This is a genomic window from Haloferax sp. SDI50 (assembly GCF_059802635.1).
Map to the genome: position 1 here is coordinate 1,541,065 of NZ_JBPULL010000001.1, position 19,753 is coordinate 1,560,817.

General features: G+C 66.3%; 18 protein-coding genes and 1 pseudogene. 2 read left to right on the plus strand and 17 right to left on the minus strand.

The features are described 5' to 3' along the window. Window positions 1-36 precede the first annotated feature (36 nt). The 17 genes and pseudogenes from argC to ACSR87_RS08020 all read right to left on the minus strand — a co-directional run bounded on the left by argC (window position 37) and on the right by ACSR87_RS08020 (window position 18,845). The gene (gene argC, locus ACSR87_RS07940; protein ID WP_498530106.1) at window positions 37-1,080 is read right to left on the minus strand and encodes an N-acetyl-gamma-glutamyl-phosphate reductase; all 1,044 of its coding nucleotides are present in this window, start codon (window positions 1,078-1,080) and stop codon (window positions 37-39) included. After that, window positions 1,077-1,952 (minus strand): lysine biosynthesis protein LysX, encoded by an 876-nt coding sequence (lysX, locus tag ACSR87_RS07945; protein WP_498530107.1) that lies wholly within the window; start codon window positions 1,950-1,952, stop codon window positions 1,077-1,079. The genes argC and lysX overlap by 4 nt, the downstream gene beginning before the upstream one ends. Before the next feature lies 1 nt (window position 1,953). Then, window positions 1,954-2,133, minus strand: coding sequence for a lysine biosynthesis protein LysW (gene lysW, locus ACSR87_RS07950; RefSeq protein ID WP_004045057.1), 180 nt, complete (start codon window positions 2,131-2,133; stop codon window positions 1,954-1,956). 320 nt (window positions 2,134-2,453) lie between these two features. Continuing rightward, on the minus strand, window positions 2,454-3,920 hold the full coding sequence (argH, locus tag ACSR87_RS07955; RefSeq protein WP_405311535.1) for an argininosuccinate lyase: 1,467 nt from the start codon (window positions 3,918-3,920) through the stop codon (window positions 2,454-2,456). Between the two features lies 1 nt (window position 3,921). Then, window positions 3,922-5,136 carry an argininosuccinate synthase gene (locus tag ACSR87_RS07960; RefSeq protein WP_498530108.1) on the minus strand — a complete coding sequence of 405 codons (1,215 nt, stop codon included), beginning with the start codon at window positions 5,134-5,136 and terminating at the stop codon, window positions 3,922-3,924. A gap of 540 nt (window positions 5,137-5,676) precedes the next feature. Next, a complete protein-coding gene (locus tag ACSR87_RS07965; protein ID WP_498531049.1) occupies window positions 5,677-6,891 on the minus strand; it encodes a cation:proton antiporter in 1,215 nt (404 codons plus the stop codon). Window positions 6,892-6,900: 9 nt separating this feature from the next. Beyond that, a pseudogene (locus ACSR87_RS07970) lies at window positions 6,901-7,377 on the minus strand (cation:proton antiporter regulatory subunit); the annotation flags it as partial. 43 nt (window positions 7,378-7,420) lie between these two features. Beyond that, the gene (locus ACSR87_RS07975; protein WP_498530109.1) at window positions 7,421-8,023 is read right to left on the minus strand and encodes a dolichol kinase; all 603 of its coding nucleotides are present in this window, start codon (window positions 8,021-8,023) and stop codon (window positions 7,421-7,423) included. 6 nt (window positions 8,024-8,029) lie between these two features. Beyond that, the gene (gene glyS / locus ACSR87_RS07980) at window positions 8,030-9,814 is read right to left on the minus strand and encodes a glycine--tRNA ligase (RefSeq protein ID WP_498530110.1); all 1,785 of its coding nucleotides are present in this window, start codon (window positions 9,812-9,814) and stop codon (window positions 8,030-8,032) included. Beyond that, window positions 9,807-10,661, minus strand: coding sequence for a CBS domain-containing protein (locus ACSR87_RS07985; RefSeq protein ID WP_498530111.1), 855 nt, complete (start codon window positions 10,659-10,661; stop codon window positions 9,807-9,809). The genes glyS and ACSR87_RS07985 overlap by 8 nt, the downstream gene beginning before the upstream one ends. A 132-nt stretch (window positions 10,662-10,793) precedes the next feature. Next, complete coding sequence (locus ACSR87_RS07990; RefSeq protein ID WP_008576573.1) at window positions 10,794-11,372, minus strand: DUF7529 family protein; 579 nt, start codon at window positions 11,370-11,372, stop codon at window positions 10,794-10,796. A 61-nt stretch (window positions 11,373-11,433) separates the two neighbouring features. Continuing rightward, entirely contained in the window at window positions 11,434-11,889 is a 456-nt protein-coding gene (locus tag ACSR87_RS07995) for a DUF7555 family protein (protein WP_498530112.1), read from the minus strand. Window positions 11,890-11,891: 2 nt separating this feature from the next. After that, the gene (locus ACSR87_RS08000; RefSeq protein ID WP_498530113.1) at window positions 11,892-13,226 is read right to left on the minus strand and encodes an ABC transporter ATP-binding protein; all 1,335 of its coding nucleotides are present in this window, start codon (window positions 13,224-13,226) and stop codon (window positions 11,892-11,894) included. Further along, the gene (locus ACSR87_RS08005) at window positions 13,223-14,302 is read right to left on the minus strand and encodes an ABC transporter ATP-binding protein (RefSeq protein WP_004065800.1); all 1,080 of its coding nucleotides are present in this window, start codon (window positions 14,300-14,302) and stop codon (window positions 13,223-13,225) included. The genes ACSR87_RS08000 and ACSR87_RS08005 overlap by 4 nt, the downstream gene beginning before the upstream one ends. Next, window positions 14,299-15,738 carry an ABC transporter permease gene (locus ACSR87_RS08010; RefSeq protein WP_004065798.1) on the minus strand — a complete coding sequence of 480 codons (1,440 nt, stop codon included), beginning with the start codon at window positions 15,736-15,738 and terminating at the stop codon, window positions 14,299-14,301. Before ACSR87_RS08010 ends, ACSR87_RS08005 begins: the two co-directional genes overlap by 4 nt. A 6-nt stretch (window positions 15,739-15,744) precedes the next feature. After that, window positions 15,745-16,794: an ABC transporter permease gene (locus tag ACSR87_RS08015; RefSeq protein ID WP_498530114.1), complete on the minus strand. Its 1,050-nt coding sequence runs from the start codon at window positions 16,792-16,794 to the stop codon at window positions 15,745-15,747. A gap of 212 nt (window positions 16,795-17,006) precedes the next feature. After that, on the minus strand, window positions 17,007-18,845 hold the full coding sequence (locus ACSR87_RS08020; protein WP_498530115.1) for an ABC transporter substrate-binding protein: 1,839 nt from the start codon (window positions 18,843-18,845) through the stop codon (window positions 17,007-17,009). A gap of 235 nt (window positions 18,846-19,080) precedes the next feature. Between ACSR87_RS08020 and ACSR87_RS08025 the strand changes: the two genes are divergently transcribed. Together ACSR87_RS08025 and ACSR87_RS08030 are read left to right on the plus strand one after the other, a co-directional pair. Next, window positions 19,081-19,248, plus strand: a complete 168-nt coding sequence (locus ACSR87_RS08025) for a DUF7556 family protein (protein ID WP_004045091.1) — start codon at window positions 19,081-19,083, stop codon at window positions 19,246-19,248. An 83-nt stretch (window positions 19,249-19,331) separates the two neighbouring features. Continuing rightward, on the plus strand, window positions 19,332-19,751 hold the full coding sequence (locus ACSR87_RS08030; protein WP_008576578.1) for a PPC domain-containing DNA-binding protein: 420 nt from the start codon (window positions 19,332-19,334) through the stop codon (window positions 19,749-19,751). The last annotated feature ends 2 nt before the right edge of the window (window positions 19,752-19,753 follow it).

Sequence of the window (19,753 nt, forward strand, 5' to 3'; positions counted from 1 at the left end):
ATCGTGGGTCGGGGCGAGCGTTCGGGGGCGGTGCGGTCAGGGCGAGCCGACGGGGTGGAAGCCGGTGAAGTCGAGTCCGGCGGTCTCGTCCAGCCCGAGCGCGATGTTGGCGGCGTGGACCGCCTGCCCCGCGGAGCCTTTCATCATGTTGTCGATGGCCGAGAAGACGACGAGTCGTCGGTTTCCGGGGTCGACTTCGAAGCCGACCTCGCCGAAGTTCGTCCCGGCGACCGACTTCGGTTCCGGGTAGCGGTAGACGCCGCCGCCGCCGGCGACGGTGCGCATGAACGGTTCGTCGCCGTAGGAGCCGCGGAACGCTTTCCACATGTCGCCCTTCGAGACGGGGCCGTCGGGGAAGACGTGACAGGTCGCCGCCGCGCCGCGGACCATGTCGACCGCGTGGACGGTAAACGAGACCGAAAGCCCGAGGTACTCCTCGATTTCGGCCTCGTGACGGTGGCCGGTCGGCGCGTAGGGGCGGACGATGCCCGAGCGCTCGGCGTGCGACGACGCCTTGCTCGCGCCCGCGCCGCCCTCCGACGAGCCGACTTTCACGTCCACGACGACCTGCTCGTCGCCGGCGAGGATGCCAGCGTCGAAAAGCGGCTTGAGGCCGAGAATCGTCGCGGTCGCGTTACAGCCGCCCGCGGCGATGAGGTCCGCGCCGGGGAGGTTCTCGCGGTTCAGTTCGGGGAGCGCGTACTCCGATTGCTCCAGATACTCGGGGCAGACGTGGCCGTCGTACCACTCGTCGTACTGCGCCGCCTCGGAGAGGCGGAAGTCCGCGGAGAGGTCGACGACGGTGTCCGCCGCGTCCTGAAAGGCGTCGATGTGCTCCATCGAGACGCCGTGGGGCGTCGCCGTGAACAGCACGTCGACGGATTCGAGGTCCTCCGGCGAGGTGAAACGGAGGTCGAGGTGACGAAGGTTCGGGTGGACGTGCCCGACGGTCTTGCGCTCGTAGGAGCGGCTTGTCGCCTGTTCGATATCGAAGTTCGGGTGGCCGTCGAGCAGGCGGAGCAGTTCGCCGCCGGTGAACCCGGAGCCGCCGACGACGCCCGCGGTGAGTTGGTCGCTCACGCCGAGACCTCCGCCAGCGACTGCTCGCCGTCGACCTTGGCTTCGAGCCAGTCGACGACCGTCGCGGGAACGTCCGCCTCGACGGCGTCGTTGAGCGCCTTGAACTCGACGGTGTGGTTGACCTCGTGGACGGTGTAGTCGTCTCCCGTCTCCATGAGGTCGACGCCGAGCAGGCCGCCGCCGACCGCGTCGGACGCCTGTTTGACGAGTTCCTTCGCGCGGTCGTCGAGTTCGAACTCCTCGACGCTCGCGCCTTTCGCGGCGTTCGTGAGCCAGTGGTCCGACGAGCGGACCATCGCGGCCACGGGTTCGCCGTCGGTGGCGAGCACGCGGATGTCGCGGCCCGGCTTCTCGACGAACTCCTGGATGTAGAACACCTTGTGCTCGTAGTTACCGAGCGTCGATTTGTGTTCGAGGATGGCCTCGGCGGCCGACTCGGAGTCGATTTTCGCCATCAGGCGACCCCACGAGCCGACGACCGGCTTGAGGACGCAGGGGTAGCCGAACTCCTCGACGATGTCCATCGCCGAGTCGACCGTGAACGCCACTTTCGTGTTCGGCGTGGGGACGCCGGCGTCCGCGAGCGCGAGGCTGTTTTTCGCCTTGTCGGCGCAGATATCGGCGGTCTCGTGGGAGTTGACGACCGGGATTCCGTACGACTTCAGGAAGCGCGTGATGTAGATGCTCCTGCTCGTCGCCAGACAGCGGTCGACCACCACGTCGAGTCCGTCGAACGATTCCGGCGGCTCCGTGAGGTCGAACTGCTCTTTCCGAACGTCTATCTTCGTCACCTCGTGGCCGCGGTCGCGAAGCTCGTTGAGAAGCAGCTTCTCGTCGCGGCGAATCCGGGAATAGAGCAGTCCAACGTGCAATTTACTCTCCCCAGTCCTCTTCGAGTTCGGGCGCTTCTTCGAGTGTCACGGGGTCGAGGGAGACGACCTCAAGCTCTGCGCCCGTGGCGGGGCTGTCGATGATTTCACCGACTTCGACGTCGGCCGGCAGCTCGATTTCCTCTCCGCTCAGCGGGTCTTCCGCGGTGATGGTGTCGCTCATTACATCCGTGGCTGGTCGACGGATGGTATTAAAGCCGTCGAAAATTACGCGGAGAAAATTAATGCAAAGAAGCCTCTAACGGGTGTTATCTGTCGAATCTGCCGACAATACGGGTCGGCTGAACGACGCGTCGAGCTTGGGTGCCACGCTCACTCGACGCCGGAGACGGGACCGGTCGTCGGACCGGTCGACCCGTCCCCCGCGTCGGTCGTGGTCGTCGTCGCCGCGGTTCCGGTCGGGGTCGTCGGAGCCCCGCCGGTCGTCGCGGCGCGACCGCTCGCGGTCGTCGGAGCAGGCCCGTGGGCGTTGCGCGGTCGGACTCAGACATAGCTCGAAACCTCCTCGTCGAGGCCTTCGGCGGCCGCCGAAAGTGAGTCGCGGGCGTCCGCGACCGCGGCGGCGTCGTCCGAGAGCTCGTCGCGGGCCGTCGACAGGGTCGCTTCCACGGCGGCGGGCGCGGGCCCGCCGACCGAATCGCGACTCGCCACGCTCTCGGTCGGGTCGAGCGCGGCTTCGACGGCCTCGGCTGTCACGTGCGTAAAGAGTGACTCACCTAATACGTCCGTAGCGACGGCGTCAAGTGTTGCCACGTCGGGCGTTCCCTCGGAGCGGGCGGCCGCCTCCGCGACGACCTCGTGGGCCGTGCGGAACGGCAGGCCGGCCATCGCCAGCAGGTCAGCCACGCCGGTCGCGGTCGAAAAGCCGTCGCCCGCGGCCGCGGCGAGTTCGTCTTCGGGCCACGCCGCTGACGCCACCGCGCCGGCGGCGACCGCGGCCGCCTCGCCCACGTCGTCGACGGTGCGGAACGCGTGTTTGTGGGCGCGCTGGAGGTCGCGGTTGTACGCACGCGGCAGCCCCTTTAGCGTCGTCAGGAGGCCGGTGAGTTCTCCGACCGCGTCGCCCGCGACGGCGCGGACGAGCTCCATCGTGTCGGGGTTCTTCTTCTGCGGCATGATGGAGGAGGTCGACGAGTAGTCGTCCGACAGCTCGACGAGCCCCTTGTTCGAGAATATCACGAGGTCCTCGGCGAGGCCGGAGAGCGTGACCGCGTGGGTCGTGAGCGCCGACAGCGTCTCCGCGAGGAAGTCGCGGGTCGCGGAGGCGTCCATCGAGTTCTCCATCACGCGGTCGAAGCCGAGCAGGTCGGCGGCGAGTTCGCGGTTCACGTCGAAGGGCGTCCCCGCGAAGGCGGCCGACCCGAGCGGCGACTGGTTGATGCGCTCGTACGCGCACATGAGGCGGGCGCAGTCGCGGGCGACCGCCCGTTCGTACGAGAGGAGAAAGTGCGCGACCGTCGTCGGTTGCGCGGGCTGGAGGTGCGTGTAGCCGGGCATCACCGTCTCGGTGTGTTCGGCGGCCGTCTCGAGTAACGACTCGCGCAGGGCGAGCGCCGCGTCGAGCGCCGAAAGCACGTCCTCGCGCAGGCGGTAGCGGATGCAGGTCGCCACCTCGTCGTTGCGCGAGCGGGCGGTGTGCATCTTTCCGCCGTCGGGGCCAACGATGTCGATGACGGCGGCCTCGATGGCCTCGTGGACGTCTTCGCCGCCCGAAAGCGAGTCGTGGCCCGCGGCCTCGACCTCGTCCAGCGCGGCGAGAATCTCGCTCGCGACCTCGGACTCGATGATGTCCTGCGACGCGAGCATCACGACGTGCGCCCGGTCGACGGCGAGGTCGGCCTCGAAGATGCGTTCGTCGGCCGCGAGGCTCGACATGAACCCGCGGGCGGGGCCGCCGCTGAAGCGGTCCCGGCGGATGACGCCCTCGGAGTCGCCGTCCTCGCCTGCCATCTCAGTCGCTACCGCCGTCTGCGGCGAGTTCGGGCTTTTCTTTCTTCGCGTTCTGGTTGGCGAGGCGCGCCTGGAAGCCGTGGTACTTGGCGACGCCCGTGGCGTCGGCCTGCTCGATGCCGTCGACCGTCTCCGTGTTGAAGGAGGCGGCGGACTCGGAGTAGGCGGCGTACTCGGACTCGCGGCCGACCGGGCGGGCCTGTCCGCCCTCGAACTTGATGGTCACGGTGCCCGTGACGCGCTCTTGGGTCTTTTCGAGGAAGGCGTTCAGCGCGCCCACGAGCGGGGCGTCGATGAGGCCCTCGTAGGCCTTCTGGGACCACTCGTTGTCGACGGTGGCCTTGAAGTCGCGTTCCTCCTTCGTGAGGACGAGCCCTTCGAGCGCCTCGTGGGCGTTCAGGAGCGTCGTCGCGGCCGGGTGCTCGTAGTTCTCGCGCACCTTGAGGCCGAGCATGCGGTCTTCCATCATGTCCGTGCGGCCGACGCCGTGCTTGCCGGCCTTCTCGTTGAGAAGCGAGATGAGTTCGAGGGGTTCGAGCTCCTCGTCGTCGACGGCGACCGGGTAGCCGTCTTCGAACGCGATTTCGATGAGTTCCGTCTCGTCCGAGGGCTGGTCGGTCCACTCGTAGATGTCCTCCGGCGGGACGTAGCCGGGGTCTTCGAGGTTGCCGCCCTCGATGGAACGGCTCCAGAGATTCGTGTCGATGGACCAGACGCCCTCGTTGCCGCCCTGCACCGGGAGGTTCTTCTCGGCGGCGTACTCGATTTCCCACTCGCGGGTCATGCCCATCTCGCGGACGGGTGCGATGACTTCGAGGTCGGAGGCGCGCCAGACCGCCTCGAAGCGGAGTTGGTCGTTGCCCTTGCCCGTACAGCCGTGAGCGATGCCGTCACAGCCTGCTTCTTCGGCTTTCTCGAGAATCGCCTTGGCGATGACCGGGCGTGCGAGCGCGGTGCCGAGCGGGTAGCCCTGATAGTCCGCGTTGGCGCAGACCGAGTCGAGACAGAGCTGTGCGAACTCCTGTTTCGCGTCGACGACGTAGTGTTCCAGTCCGAGGGCCTCGGCCGTCTCGTAGGCCTCCTCGAACTCCTCTTCGGGCTGGCCGACGTCGACCGTGACGCCGACGACTTCGTCGTATCCGTACTCCTCTTCGAGAATCGGGACGCAGACTGTCGTGTCGAGTCCGCCCGAGAACGCGAGTGCGACTTTCTTCATGTACTCGTCTGTGGCGGGGACATACAGATAAATTCTTTGCATTCGTTCTGTGAAATTAAGAGGTAGAGATGCCTATGGGCACGAAAACAGGAGATTAGCGGTTTCGACGTGTCCCGAAGGAGGTGATGATTGTGGCCCTAAAGGGCCCGTCGTCGGGGTCGGACAGCCGCGGCTCGCAGCGGGGCAAAAGTGGCGCAAGTGCTGCGAGTCGCCATGGTTGTGAGACGCTACGGCGGCTTCCCTATTAAACGCTTCCGGCGACGCAAACGTTTCCTCAGTCGAGCAACTCCCCGGCGAGTTCGACCAGCAGTTCGTTGTCGACGAGCGCGAGGACGAGCGCGATAACCGCGACCACGACGACTGCGATGATGAGCCACTCGATAAGGGTCATAGCACCCGCAACGTGACGGCTCTTCGGGTAAGTGTTCTGTGGCCGGTCGAGCAGTCGAGTCGTTCGAGTCGGCCTCGACGTTCGGGTCGGTCGGCGTCGGCCGCGGTCGATTCGCCACCGACGGTTCGAACACGCCCCGCCGGGGCGACTCAGGCGCCCTCCGCCGAGGCCTCGCCGTCAGTCTCGCCGCCGCGGAAGACCAGACGCTCCACGAGGTCGGACCGCTGCATCAACACCGTGCCGAGCGCGCTCATGACGAACACGTAGCCGACGGCGAACGCCGGGATGATGTCGCGCATCACCGGCGTCGTGCCCGCGGCGGCCAGCGCCGCGATGACGAGCGAGAACTCGCCGCGGGGGACCATCCCGACGCCGACCCGGAGCGACCGGTGCGCCGAGAGGTCGTACGCCCGACCGCCGAGATAGCCCGAGAGAACCTTCGACGGCGTCGAGAGGACGACCGCGATGGCGAGCGGGACGGCCGCCGCCGCCAACAGCGTCGGGTCGGTGCCGAGCCCAATCCAGAAGAAGAACACCGCGGCGAACACGTCGCGCACGGAGACGAGCAGGTGTTCGAGTCGTTCCCGGTGGCCGCTCGTCGAAAAGCCCATGCCGACGAAGAACGCCGCGACGGCCTCGCTCACCCCGAGCGCGAGCGCCGCGCCCGAAATTGGGACGACGACCGCGAGCGCCCGCAGGACGAACGCCTCTTGGTTCTCTACGTCGAGGACGCGGGCGAACAGCGCCGTCCCGTACTGGACGGCCACGAACAGCAGGCCGAGGAAGCCGAAGGCGATGGCGAGCGACCGCCCGATGGCCGCGACGCCGCCGTCGCCGCCGAGCACGAGCGAGGTGACGACCGCGAGGTAGACCGCGATAGCGAGGTCCTCGAAGACGAGCGTGCCCAAAATCGGCTCCGACTCGGGGTCGGCAATCCACCCGAGGTCGATGAGCGTCTTCGTCACGATGGCCGACGACGAGATGTAGACGATGCCGCCGAGCAGGAGCGCCTCGACCGGCGACCAGCCGAGGACGAGGCCGATGGCGACGCCGATGGGGAGGTTCACCGCGAGGTCGATGACGCCCGCACGGCCGATTTTCGCCCCCGACGCCCGGAGTCGGTCGAGGCTGAACTCAAGGCCGAGGAAAAACAAGAGGAGGACGATACCGAGTTCCGCCAGAATCGTCACGACCTCGCCGTTCGGGACGTACGGGAGGCCGAACCGCCCGGCGACGTACGGCCCGGCGACGACGCCGCCGCCGACGTAGAGGGGAATCACCGACAGGCCGAGGCGGAGCGCGACCGCTCCGACGACCGCGAGGACGGCGAACAGATAGCCGAATTCGAGCAGCGCCGCCGCCATCAGGCCCCTTTCGACGAGCGCGACGAAGTCGCGGCAGGCCGTCTTGGGACCGATGACGACGAGCGTGTCGCCGGCTTCGACCATGGCGTCGCCGCCGGGCGAGGTGACGACCTCGTCGCCCCGTTCGATGGCGATGACGGACGCGCCGGTCGCCTGCCGGAGGTCGGACTCGCCGAGCGTCTTGCCCGCGAGGTCGGAGTTCGCGCCGACCTCGACCCACTCGATGAGCGTGTCCCCACCCAGCAGCGTCTCGATGGTCTCCGTCTGGACCGGCTGGAAGTACGCGCCTTCGAGGAGCGTCCCCACCTGTCGGGCGAGTTTGTCGGTGAGTTCGAACAGCTTCTCGGAGTCGCTGTCGGCGCTCGCGCGCCGGAACACCTCCCGCTTGCCGGTGTTGTGCGTCACGATGACCAGCCGGGAGCCGTCGCCGAGGTCCACCTCGTGTTTCTTCCCGACGCCCGGAAGGTCGCTCTCGTAGACAGTCATGTCCCGACGATTGGCGAGCGGGCAAAATAAAGCCGCCTTCCGCTCAGGTGAGCAGCCAGAGCGTCGCCGCGATGGCGGTACAGGCGACCGGCGGAATCGAGAGGTTGTCGTCGATGACGTAGCCGGCGACGACCGGCTTCGCGCCGTCGGCCAGCGTCGCCCCGGCGGCGCCGGCAGCCGCGGCGAGGCCGCCCGCGACGACCCCCGAGACGGGAACCACGAACGGCGCGGCGAGGGCGAAACAGACCGCGAACATCGCCGCGAGCGTCCGCACCGACTTCAACTCACCCACCGGTGCGGAGCCCATGAGGCCGCTTATCGGGTCGCCGATGGTGAGCATGAGCATCCCCGGAACCGCGATGTGGGGGCCGAACACCAGCGCGACGGCCGTCTGGCTGTAGACGTACAGCGCGTAGCCGGCGACGTTGTCCTGTTCGTACTCGCGGGTGAGGTCGTCGTAGACGGCCCAGTCGAGGCCGCCGAACAGCCGGAGCAGTTCGAGGACGCTGACGACCGCCGCGAGGAAGACGAACAGATACCCGAGGGTACGCCACTCGACCAGCCCGAGGAGGTACAAAAGCGGCATCCCCGAGCCGCTCGCGTGGACCAGTCGCCGCTTCACCTCGGCGGTGCTCGGTCGCCCCACGGCGGGTTACGCCTCGACGACCTCGTTTGCGTCGAGCACGTCGTCGAACGAGGCGGTGCCGGCGCGCAGGCCGACGAGCGTTCCGACGAGGTCGTCGACGGGCAGTCGGACCTGCTTGCCGCTGTCGCGCTCGCGGATAGTGACGGTGTCCGCGCCGTCGCCTTCGAGCCCGTCGCGGTCGATGGTGATGCAGAACGGTGTGCCCACCTCGTCCTGTCGGCGGTAGCGCCGACCGATGCTGCCGGAGTCGTCGTAGACGACCGCGAAGCCGGCCGCGCGGAGTTCTTCGGCCACGTCGTCGGCGAGGTCGACCAGTTCGTCCACGTTGCTCACGAGCGGGAAGACGCCGACGTTCGTCGGCGCGACCGACGGCGAAAGCGAGAGGTAGCTCCGCGCCTCGCCGTCGACTTCGTCGGTCTCGTACGCGTGCGCGAGAAGCGTGTACACCGTGCGGTCGATACCGAACGACGGCTCGACCACGTGCGGCGTGATGTGCTCGCCCGCTTCGGTCTGCGTCTCGACCGAGAAGTTCGCCACGTCGGTGTCGACGGTAATCTCCTCGCCGTCGATGTCCAGCGTCACCTCGTCGGCGTCGAAGGCGTCGGGGTCGCGCTCGGCGAGCGTCTCCAGCGCCTCGGCCACGTCGGCGGCCTGCGCGCCGAACTCGGGACCGAGCGTCGCCATGTCGGGGTCGACGACGGCGCGCTCGACCGTCTTCGGCTCGTCGTACTGCTGGAAGACGGTGAAGTCGTCGTCGCCGTACTCGCCGTGCTTCGAGAGGTCGTAGTCGCTGCGGTACGAGAAGCCCGCGATTTCTATCCAGTCGCCGTCGACCTCGCTTTCTGCGTCCCAGCAGTCAGAGGAGTAGTGGGCGCGCTCGCCCGCGAGGTGCTGGCGGAAGCGGAAGCGGTCCATGTCGACGCCGACGGTCTCGTACCACTCCTGGGCGATGCCGAGGAAGTAGCCGAGCCACGCGTTGCCGATGATGCCGTCCTCGACGGCCTCGCCGATGGTCGTCTCGACGTAGTCGCCGTCGTCGGCTTCCTGTTCGGTCGCGGGGTACAGAAGCACCTCCACGTCCTCGACCGCCGAAAGGTCGGCCTCGTCGCGCTCGGGGTCGATGAAGTGCTCCAGTTCGGCCTGCGTGAACTCGCGGGTGCGGACGATGCTCTTCCGCGGCGAAATCTCGTTGCGGTAGGCGCGGCCGACCTGCGTCACGCCGAACGGGAGGCTGTTGCGCGCGTACTCCTTGATGCGCGGGAACTCCACGAAGATGCCCTGCGCCGTCTCGGGGCGGAGGTAGCCCGGCGTCGAGGAACCGGGGCCGATGTTCGTCTCGAACATGAGGTTGAAGTCCTCGACCGACTGGCCGGCGAGGTCCGCGCCGCAGGTCGGACAGACGAGGCCGAGGTCGGCGATTTTCTCCGCGGCCGCCTCGGGCGACAGCGTCTCGGCGTCCTCCAGTTCGGAGTTGTCCTCGATGAGGTGGTCCGCGCGGTGGGACTCGCCGCACTCGGCGCACTCGACGAGCATGTCGTCGAAGCCGTCGAGGTGGCCCGACGCCTCGAAGACGGGCTCGGGCATGATGGTCGGCGCTTCGATTTCGAGGTTACCCTCCTGGACGGCGAAGCGCTCGCGCCACGCCTCCTCGACGTTGGACTTTAGGGCCGCGCCCTGCGGGCCGTAGGTGTAGAAGCCGCCGACGCCGCCGTAGGCCTCCGAGGAGCCGAAGAAAAAGCCCCGTCGCTTGGCGAGTTCGGTGAGCGCGGCGGACTCGTCGCCCTCACTCATACAGCGCCTCCAGCAGGTTGATGTCGCGGACGACGCCGATGAGTTCGTCGCCGGAGACGAGCGGAATCTGCTCGATGTCCTCGCGAATCATCGTCTGGGCGGCGTCCTTGGCGGTGGCACGCGTGGCGACGCTCACGAGGTCGTCGGTCATGAACTTCGACACCGGTTCGGCCGGTATCTCGACGTTCCGGGTCGGGATGTAGCGGTTGCCGACCGCCTTGATGCCCTCCCACATCCACTCGTCGTCCTGATTGGCGACCGAGTCGCCGGTGCCGGCCTCGCCTTCGACGACGCGGGCGACCTCGATGATGTCGACTTCGGTCACGATGCCGGCCAGCGAGGCCTCGTCGTCGAGGACGACCGCGTAGGGCACGTTCGCGTAGAATATCTCGCGTTCGACGATGTGGAGCGGCACGTCGACGTACGTGGTGTTCACGTCGCGGGCGGCGACGCCACCGACCTCGGTCTCGCCGTCGATGTCGCCGCGGGCGATGGCCCGGACCACGTCGGTGACGGTGAGGATGCCTTCGATGGCGTCGCCGTCGACGACGGGGATTCGGCGCGCACCCTCCGAGACCATCGTCGCGGCCACCGCTTCGAGGTCGTCGTCGGCGCTCGCGGTCGGCACCTCGCGGACGAGCACCGCTAGCTGGTCCTCGTCGGGGTGTTCGATGAGGTCCTCCCGAGAGATGAGCCCTCGGTACTTCGTCCCCTCGTCGGTCTCTTTCACCACAGGAACAGAAGAGAACCCACGCTCTTGGAGGTATTCCAGCACGTCGTCGCGCGTGCCCGGCAGGGACACCGTCACGACCTCCTCACCGCGGGTCATCGCGTCGGCTACTTTCATACACCCGCTTTCTTCCCCCCGCCTAATGTACTCTGCGAACGCTTTCGCCTCGCTGACAGGCGTCCGCCGCCGCTCGCGAGGGTCGGAGGACAGACGGTGCGCACGCGGCGCAGAAGCAGAACGGTCCTCGGCTCAGTTCTCGCCGCCTTCGCCCTCGTCGTCGCTGTTCGGCGCGTACCGCCGAATCGCGTCGAGGTTGGGGAAGAACTTCTCGGGGTCGTCGTGTTCGACGACGCCGACGACGGTGCCGTCGAGCTTCTGGAGGTAGGAGTACATCCGCCCCTCCTCGACGGCGACGGTCGCACACTCAAGCGCCTCGCGGAGGTCCCACGCGCCCGCGATGAAGACCGCGGTCTCGGTCTCCGGCGAGAACAGCGCCGTCACGATGTAGACGCGGCCGTCGTTCTCCGCGCGGTACACCTCGTACTCGGGGAACGAGGTCGCTTCGAACAGGTCGGCGACGGTCTCGGCCTTGTCGCCGGGGATGACGTACGCGAGGCCGAACGCCCCCTCGTCGCCTTTGCCGCTGGAGGGGCCGAACGGGCCGCTGTCACCCGCCGGGATGCGGACCGTCTCCCACCCCTCGTCCTCGAACTCGTCGGCCATCGCTGTCATGTCGTCGAGCGTCGCGCCCCACGCCTCGCGGCGACGGTCCGCATCGCTCGCGATCCGTTCGGCCTCGGGCGTCTCGTCGTCTCCGAGCTCGGCCATACCCGTTCTGGACGACGTATATGGTAAAAGGCATCGAAGGTCACGGGTGGCTCCGAGCCGGTCAGTAGTTGAGTTCGAAGACGACTTCCATCGCGTACGAAGTCGCGAGGATACAGACCGACGCGAGGAGGAGCTTCACCCCGCTCGACGGCCGCTCGTCGCTGTTCGCCGGTCGCAGTCGCGGCGGGAGTATCGCGTCGAGCGCGTCCCCGACGAGCTTTTCGACGCCGACCGGTTCGTCGCTCCCCGAGAACAGGCCGCCGTCGCTGCTGCCGTTGCCGCCGTTACCGTCGTTCTCGTCCCCGCGTTTCCACGCCGCCTTCGGGCGGACTTTGAGCGACGCGTAGCCGAACATGGCGAACCCGAGAAAGAACATGAGCCACTTCGCGCCGGGCAGTCCGTTGCCGGCGAGCGTGCTCACGACGGCGGTCACGACGAACACCACGCCGGTGAGGGAGACGGCGTAGACCACGGCGTCGATGGCCTTGACGCCGAATCGGCGTGGGTCGAACTCCATGGCTATTGGACGAGCGTCTCGAAGACGGTCGCCGGCTCCTCGTACTCGGCCTCGTGGCGGTGACAGAGGCTCAGTCGCCCCCGGTTGCCGACCGCGAGCTGTTCGGGTCGCTCGTGGTCACAGACGCTGCCGAACTCCTCCCGGAGGTAGGTCCGTGCGGCGTCCTCGTCGTCGTTTTCGGCGTAGTCGGCGGCCTCGCGGATGTGGTTCATCACGTCCGAGGGCGCGTCGAAGTCGCCGAACAGTTCGGGGATGATTTCGTCCATCCCGGCGCGGTGGGTCTCGCGGCCGAGCAGTTTCCGGACGCGGTCGCTCAGCGAGGGGTCGGCGCGAGAGCGCTCGCGAAGGACCTCGCGGAAGATTTCGATGCGCTCCCAGAGGTCGGGGTCCATCTCCCTGTACGCCGCCGGGCGAATCTTCACCGGGCAGCGCGTCGAGAACGGACAGCCAGACGGCGGGTCCCGCGGGCTCGGCGGCGTCCCGCGGAGGGTGATGCGGTCGCGCTCGACGGTCGGGTCCGGCTCCGGAATCGACGACAACAGCGCGTGAGTGTACGGGTTCGCCGGCTCGTCGAACAGCTCGTCTGCCGGGCCGATTTCCATCATGTTGCCGAGGTACATCACGGCGACGCGGTCGCAGATGTGGCGGACGACCGCGAGGTCGTGGGCGATAAACAGGTACGTCAGCCCGAACTCGTTTTGCAGGTCTTCGAGCAGGTTGAGAATCTTCGCCTGCACGGACACGTCGAGCGCCGACACCGGCTCGTCGAGGATGATGAACTCCGGTTCGAGCGCGAGCGCCCGGGCGATGCCGATGCGCTGGCGCTGGCCGCCGGAGAACTGGTGCGGGTAGCGGTAGTAGTGCTGTTCCTGCAACCCGACGGTTTCGAGCAGTTCGCGGACGCGTTCGCGGCGCTCTGACGGCGTCTTCCAGTCGTGAACGTCGAGCGGCTCGCGGACGATTTCGCCGACGGTCATCCGCTCGTTGAGGCTCGAATCGGGGTCCTGGAACACCATCTGCACGTCCTCGCGGAACTGCTTGAGGTCGGAGCCGGACAGCGTGGTGATGTCCGTGCCGTTGAGCTTGACCTCGCCCGCGGTGGCCTCTTCGAGGCGCATCAGCGTGCGACCGAGCGTGGACTTCCCGCAGCCGGACTCACCGACGAGCCCGAGCGTCTCGCCGCGCTGGATGTCGAACGAGACGCCGTCGACCGCCTTCACAGGGTTGCTCCCGAGGATGCCGCCGTCCTCGTAGTAGGTCTTGAGGTCGTTGACCTCGAGGATGGTATCTCCGCGCGGCTTCGCAGTCTGTTCTTCTTCCGTGGATGTCGTACTCATCGCGTGTCACCTCCGCGCTGTCCGCCCTCGCGGTGGACGGCGACCGCCTCCTCCGTGGGGAGGTCGTCGGGGTACAGCAGGCACGACGCGCGGTGTCGGCCCGTGCCGTCTCCGACTTCGACGGGCTCTGGGTGGACCGTGTCGCACTCGGTGAACGCCTTCGGACACCGGGGGGCGAACCGACAGTAGGTCGGGTCCTCGTTCGGCGTCGGCACGTCGCCCTCGATGGTCGCGAGCTGTTCGTCCTCGTCGAGCCCCTGTCCGGGGATGGAGTTGAGAAGCCCCTGCGTGTAGGGGTGTTTCGGCGACTCGAACAGTTCGACGACGGGTGCGCTCTCGACGATTTCGCCCGCGTACATCACGTTGACGCGGTCGGCGATTTCGGCGATGACGCCCATGTCGTGGGTGATGAACATGATGCCGAGGTCGCGTTCCTCTTGCAGTTCTTCGAGGAGCTCCAGAATCTGCGCCTGGATAGTCACGTCGAGCGCCGTCGTCGGCTCGTCGCAGATGAGCAGTTCGGGGTCGCACGCGAGCGCCATCGCGATGACGGCGCGCTGGCGCATCCCGCCGGAGAACTGGTGGGGGTACTCGCGGACGCGACGGTGGGCGTCCGGAATCCCGACCGCTTCGAGCAGCTCGATTGCCTCTTTCGTCGCCGCCGACCCGCTCAGTCCGCGGTGGAGGCGAAGCGCCTCCTTAATCTGGTTGCCGACGGTGTAGACGGGGTTCAGACTCGTCAGCGGGTCCTGGAACACCATCGCGATGCTGCCGCCGCGGATGGAGCGCATCTGCTTTGCCGACTTGTCGAGGAGGTCCTCGCCGTCGTACATGATGCGGCCGTTTTCGATGCGGCCGGGCTTTTCGACCAGCCGCATGATGGAGCGGGCCGTGACGGACTTGCCCGACCCGGACTCGCCGACGATGCCCACGGTCTCGCCGCGGAAGATGTCGAACGAGATGCCGTCGACCGCGCGGATGACCTCCTTGTCGGTGTAGAACGACGTTCGGAGGTTCTCGACGGAGAGCAGCGGCTCGCCCTCGGTGCGGGCCGAGCGCGCCTGTTCGGTGCTCATGCGCCACCTCCGGTGGCCGCGGCCTCGTCACCGGTGTCCGCCTGCGGGTCGATGGCGTCGCGGATGCCGTCGCCGAAGGCGTTCAGGCCGGTCACGACGAGCGTGATGAGGAGGCCGGGAAGCAGCGAGATGTGCCACGAGGGGCTCGCGACGTACTGCTGTCCGTTCGCGATGAGCCGGCCCCACTCGGGGGTCGGCGCGGTGATGCCGAGCCCGAGGTAGGAGAGCCCGGCGACGCTGATGATGATACCACCGAGACTGAGCGAGGCGTAGATGAGCATGTAGCTGAACACGTAGGGTGCCATGTGCTTGCGCATGACCTGCGTCGGCGTCTGTCCGAATGATTTCGCGGCGTCGATCCAGTCCTCCTCGGAGACCTGGAGCGCCGGGCCACGTATCGACCGCCAGATGAACGGCCAGTAGACGATACTGAAGATGAGGATGATGAGCACCGCGCCGTCGTACAACTCCCTCACCCAGGTGTTCTGGAAGATGACGAGCATCAAGATGAGGACCATGATGACCGGCAACGCCTGTATCGAGTCTGAGACTAACACCGTCGCCAAGTCGGCCAGTCCCTTGTAGTACGCCGTTATCATGGCTAAGCCGAGTCCGATGAGGCCGGCGATACCCATGGCGACGACGGCGATTGTCAGGGATATCCTGGCCCCGAACACCACCTGTGTGAACAAGTCCTTCCCGTTTGTCGCCGTGCCGAACGGATGGAACCTGCCGAAGTCGTCGTACGTCAGCGGCGCGACGTTCTCGTCGCCCGCCCCCTGCGACCCGGAGCCGATGTTGGCCTCGCCGACGAGGACGGTCTCGACGCTCTGGGTGTCTTCGCTCCAGTAGCTGACCTCGTAGTCGTACGGCTGGAGGATGTTCCGCTCCATCGTGGTCGGACCGAGCGCGGGCGCGAATACCGCCATGACCACAAACGTGATGACGATAATGAGCCCGAACTTGCCCCAGGAGTGATTCCGGAAGCGGTTGACCACGTCGTCCCGCGGCGTCCAGTCGACGCGGCGGTAGTGGCGGCGGAACCGGTTGTAGCCGTTCCACGCCCACGCCAGCACCGCGAAGGCGTACGCGTAGACGAACACGACGCGGATGGCCCACGCGACCGCGGGTGAGAGCCCGAGGAAGGTGTTCTGGTAGCTAGTCCCGTTCCAGTAGCCCTGGTTCGGAATCACGTCCCGGGAGACGAGCGTCGGAATCGCGTCGAACGCAGCCTGCAGCGACTGGACGGCGGACGCGCCCGGGTCACCGGGAAGGAGGTTGACGACCACGCCGGCGACGGCACCGACGACTTGGAGGATAGCGCCCAGTTCGACGCCGACGAGGACTGCACCGACGGCGGCCCAAATCAGCGCGGGCTGGGGGTTCTCAGCGACTCGTTGTCGGAGCGGAATTTCGGTTTCGGTTGTCGTGCTCACTGTGATTCACCCGTCGTACCCGACGCGCGGGTCAATAATCGTGTACAGGAAGTCCTGAAGGATGTTCGTGCCGACCAGGATGAGGATGAAGATGAACATCAGCGTCCCGATGAGCGGCAGGTCCCCGTTGATGGCGGCGTTGAAGAACAGCCAGCCGAGGCCGTTGATGGCGAAAACCGTCTCGACGAACACCGACCCGCCGAGAAGCAGGAACGCCTCGCCCGTGATGATGGGCACGAGCGGGATGAGCGCGTTCCGGAAGATGTGCTTCCAGACGAGCGAGCGCCCGGTGACGCCCTTCGCGCGGGCGGTCTCGACGTAGTTCGAGTTGATAGTTTCGAGGACTGCGGTACGGCCGATACGCATCTCGTTGCCCATCGACGCAGAGCCGAGGACCAGCGCCGCGGGGGCTATCTGCTTCGTCGCTCGGACGAACGACTCGATCCACCCGCCGGGGTCAGCGAGGAACTGTTCGACCGGCGACTGGAAGAAGCCGAGCGCTGGGGGTGTGACGACGTTCGTCCTGACAATCCACGTCTGCCACGTGAACAGGCCGTTCGTCCACGACCCGAGCTGTGAGAGGGCCGTGACGAGCATGATGGCCAGCCAGAAGTTCGGCATCGCGCGCCAGACGATTCCGCCGAAGGAAGCGGCGTAGTCGGAGGGCGTGTTCGGGTTCAGCCCGGCGTAGAAGCCGAGCGGAATCCCGACGAACAGCGCGATGACGACCGACCAGAACCCGAGCCAAATCGTCCGGGGCGCGTAGATTTCGATGAGTTCGTACGCGGTCGTCCCGGGCGCGATGACCCACGACTGGCCGAGTTGGAAGGTGAACAGGTCGTACATGAAGTCGAGGTACTGACTCCATAGCGGCTGGTTCAACCCGAGGTTCGTTCGAATCTGTTCTGCCGCCTGTGGGTTGTATTGCGTCCCCAGAATCGCTGAAACGGGGTCGAGTGGCCCCAGGCGGATGAGGGCAAACGTAATCGTCGTCCCGAAGATGACGACAGGAATCGACATCAGTACCCTGCGGAGGAAGTACTGCCATCGACTCATGGCATCACCTCGCAGACCGTTCGAGCGGACATTGTTGTAAGTTTTTACTGAGTGGTATGGATATGTCTTGCGCTTTGAGGTCCAAATATCGCAGTTTCAGCAACTCTGATACCAGATTATTTCATATAGTGGCCACTAATTGTACGCTTGTCAAAAATATTCGGCCGTTTCGATTGAGACGGGACGCGAAAGCGTTCCCGTGTTCCTCGGTTTTATCGGTTGAGGGTGACGGTGTTGAGCTTCTGGCGGCTCGGACCCATTCCACCGAACGGTTCGATGTCGACGGTGTCGTACCAGAACGTCTCTTCCTTCTGGTTGTAGACCGGCAGCATCGCGACGTCTTCCCAGTTGGCCATCTCGATGTCGACGTAGGCCTCGTCGCGGACCTGCTGGGCCTCGTCGGTCGGCGCGGGGTTGTTGACGACCTGCTGATAGGCGTCGGTCGCCTGCTGGGCGGCGTCGCCGTTTTCGGCCGTCCAGTTGACGTACGAGATGGGGCCCTGCTTGGACGTGTCCGTCTGCGGCGGGTTCATGAGCTGCAGGAAGTTGTCCGGGGCCGGCCAGTCGGCAATCCAGCCGAGGGTGTACGCTTCGAGCTGACCGTTGCGGCCGCGTTCGAGAAGCGTCGAGAAGTCGGCCTTCTGAATCTGCATGTTGATGTGGGCGGATGCGAGCTGGTCGCGGAGGATGCTCGCCATCTCCTCCCACGCGTTGTTGTTGTACTGGGTCCACTGGACCTCGAACTGGTTGTCCGGACCGTAGCCGGCCTCCTCCATGACCTGGCGGGCGGCCTCGATGTCCGTCTCGCCCGCGCTGTACGGGTAGTCGGAGCTGACGAGGTCGCTCGCGGCCTGCGCACCGCCGGGGAAGATGGTCGGCGGCGTAAAGAGCTCCGCCGCGGAGCCGCGGCCCTTGAACACTTCCGAGACCATCTGGTCTTGGTTCAGGACGTAGGCGAACGCCTGACGGACCGCCTTCGGGACCTTGTTCATGTTGAAGCCGACGTAGTAGATGGAGAGGGTCGGAACGCCGACGTAGTTGAGCGTCTTCCCGTTACGGACGGGACCATACGTCCCGATTTCGCGACCGTACTCGTCGGTCGACTCCACCTGAGCCAGTCCGGGGTCGTACTGCGCGGTGGGCAGGGTGAAGTAGTCCGCGTTCTCGTTCATCGCGTAGTTGTAGCGGGCCGTGTCGTCCTCGATGACCTGCCAGCGGACGTTGTCGACCTGCGCGACCTGCCCGTAGTAGTCGTCGTACTTGGAGACGGCCGCGGCGGTGCCCTGCTCCCAGAACGCGAACTCGAACGGACCCGCACCGATGGGGTTGTTCGACGCGAACTCGGTGTACTCCATCTCGCCGTCGTGACCCTCGACGTCGCCGAGGACGCCCTCGGGAAGGGCGGCAAAGGAGGTGTAGGCGAACATTTCGAGGGTGTCGTGGAACGGCTCCGAGAGGTTGACGACGAGTTCGCTCTCGCTCTCACCGACTTCGAGACCGAGCGACCCGGGCACGTAGTCGCCCTCGTCGTCCGTCTCGTGTTCGACGCCGACGGAGTCGAGGATGAAGTAGGCGCGACGGCTGTTCTCGGAGGCCGCGAGGCGCTCCCACGAGTAAATGAAGTCCGAGGCGGTGACCTGGTCGCCGTTGTGGTAGGTCGCGTCCGCGAGCTCGAACGTGTAGGTCGTGAAGTCGTCGGAGACCGTGTAGTCCGCGGCGAGTTCGTTTTCGACCGTCGGGAGGGCGTTCTGGTAGGACATCAAGCAGTCGAAGACCTGCTGGATGAGGATGCCCGACGACGTGTCGGTCGCGGCGACGGGGTCCATCGTCGTGATGGTCCCCGAGAGGGTGCGGTTGAACACCGACCCGGACAGCTCCGTGCCCGTGTCCTCTTGGGTCGTCGACGAGGTGGTGGTCTCCTCGCCACCGGATTCGGTCGTCGTCGTCTCTTCACCATCACCGCCGGTACAACCGGCGAGAGCGGCGGCCGTGGCAGCCCCACCCGTTGCCTTCAGGAAGCGGCGACGCGAGAGTTTGTTAGTGTCTGGCATTCAGAACGAAATTTTCCCGGCGCGTGGATAAACTTACCGTATTCGATTTGTTTGATATAGTGTAGCGTGGAAGGGTGGTAGTTCCATACCCAAGCGGCGAAAACTGCCACGAGAATCCCTACAAAACTCGTTTTACATTTCAAACCTGCTTTCGAGGCGACAGAATCAGTCAACGGGACACTTCTCGGCCCGCAGTTTCGGTCCACTTATATAGGGGTGTCACTATGTATCATACATGACGCCGGATGCGACGGCTTCCGTCGACGACTCGGGCGCCGAGGTCATGGCCTCGGTGGATCGCTCTCAGACGGGCCAGCGTCTTATTATCGCGGATATCTCCCGCGACGACGCGTGGCTCGCTGCTGACGTAGCCGACGCGCTCGCGCTCGACGAGTGGCAGTAATCGCACCGGCCCGTAAGCCCGCCGCCGGACGCCCGGCGGACAGACCATTCACATTTTAGTCCGACTCGCTCGTGGTACGCTGCATGAACGCTCGAGCGGTGACGGTGAGCGAGGAGTACCTCGCCCGTCTCGAACACGGTGCGGACTGGCGCGAGGAGATCGAGGAGTTCTGCGCGCGCAAGGACATCGAGTCCGCGTGGTTCAACGCCATGGGTGCCGTCCAGGACGCCGAACTCTGGTTTTACGACCAGACGGACCAGGAGTACCAGTCCGTGACGTTCGACGAGCCGCTCGAAGTCGCCGCTTGCGTGGGTAACGTCGCGCTCCTCGACGGCGAGCCCTTCGCACACACGCACGCGGTTCTCTCTCGGCGGAGCGGCCAGGCGCTCGCGGGACATCTCGACTCAGCGACCGTCTTCGCGGGCGAACTGAACCTCCGCGCCTTCGAGGAACCGCTCGAACGCGATCACGACGCGGTGACCGACCTCGACCTCTGGCTGTAACC

Coding starts and splice junctions, on each gene's coding strand:
- lysW (WP_004045057.1), bottom strand. CDS start 2,133: ATGAGCGACACCATCACCGCGGAAGACCCGCTGAGCGGAGAGGAAATC.
- argH (WP_405311535.1), bottom strand. CDS start 3,920: ATGGCAGGCGAGGACGGCGACTCCGAGGGCGTCATCCGCCGGGACCGC.
- ACSR87_RS07960 (WP_498530108.1), bottom strand. CDS start 5,136: ATGAAGAAAGTCGCACTCGCGTTCTCGGGCGGACTCGACACGACAGTC.
- ACSR87_RS07965 (WP_498531049.1), bottom strand. CDS start 6,891: ATGGCGGCGGCGCTGCTCGAATTCGGCTATCTGTTCGCCGTCCTCGCG.
- glyS (WP_498530110.1), bottom strand. CDS start 9,814: ATGAGTGAGGGCGACGAGTCCGCCGCGCTCACCGAACTCGCCAAGCGA.
- ACSR87_RS07985 (WP_498530111.1), bottom strand. CDS start 10,661: ATGAAAGTAGCCGACGCGATGACCCGCGGTGAGGAGGTCGTGACGGTG.
- ACSR87_RS07990 (WP_008576573.1), bottom strand. CDS start 11,372: ATGGCCGAGCTCGGAGACGACGAGACGCCCGAGGCCGAACGGATCGCG.
- ACSR87_RS07995 (WP_498530112.1), bottom strand. CDS start 11,889: ATGGAGTTCGACCCACGCCGATTCGGCGTCAAGGCCATCGACGCCGTG.
- ACSR87_RS08000 (WP_498530113.1), bottom strand. CDS start 13,226: ATGAGTACGACATCCACGGAAGAAGAACAGACTGCGAAGCCGCGCGGA.
- ACSR87_RS08005 (WP_004065800.1), bottom strand. CDS start 14,302: ATGAGCACCGAACAGGCGCGCTCGGCCCGCACCGAGGGCGAGCCGCTG.
- ACSR87_RS08015 (WP_498530114.1), bottom strand. CDS start 16,794: ATGAGTCGATGGCAGTACTTCCTCCGCAGGGTACTGATGTCGATTCCT.
- ACSR87_RS08020 (WP_498530115.1), bottom strand. CDS start 18,845: ATGCCAGACACTAACAAACTCTCGCGTCGCCGCTTCCTGAAGGCAACG.
- ACSR87_RS08025 (WP_004045091.1), top strand. CDS start 19,081: ATGACGCCGGATGCGACGGCTTCCGTCGACGACTCGGGCGCCGAGGTC.
- ACSR87_RS08030 (WP_008576578.1), top strand. CDS start 19,332: ATGAACGCTCGAGCGGTGACGGTGAGCGAGGAGTACCTCGCCCGTCTC.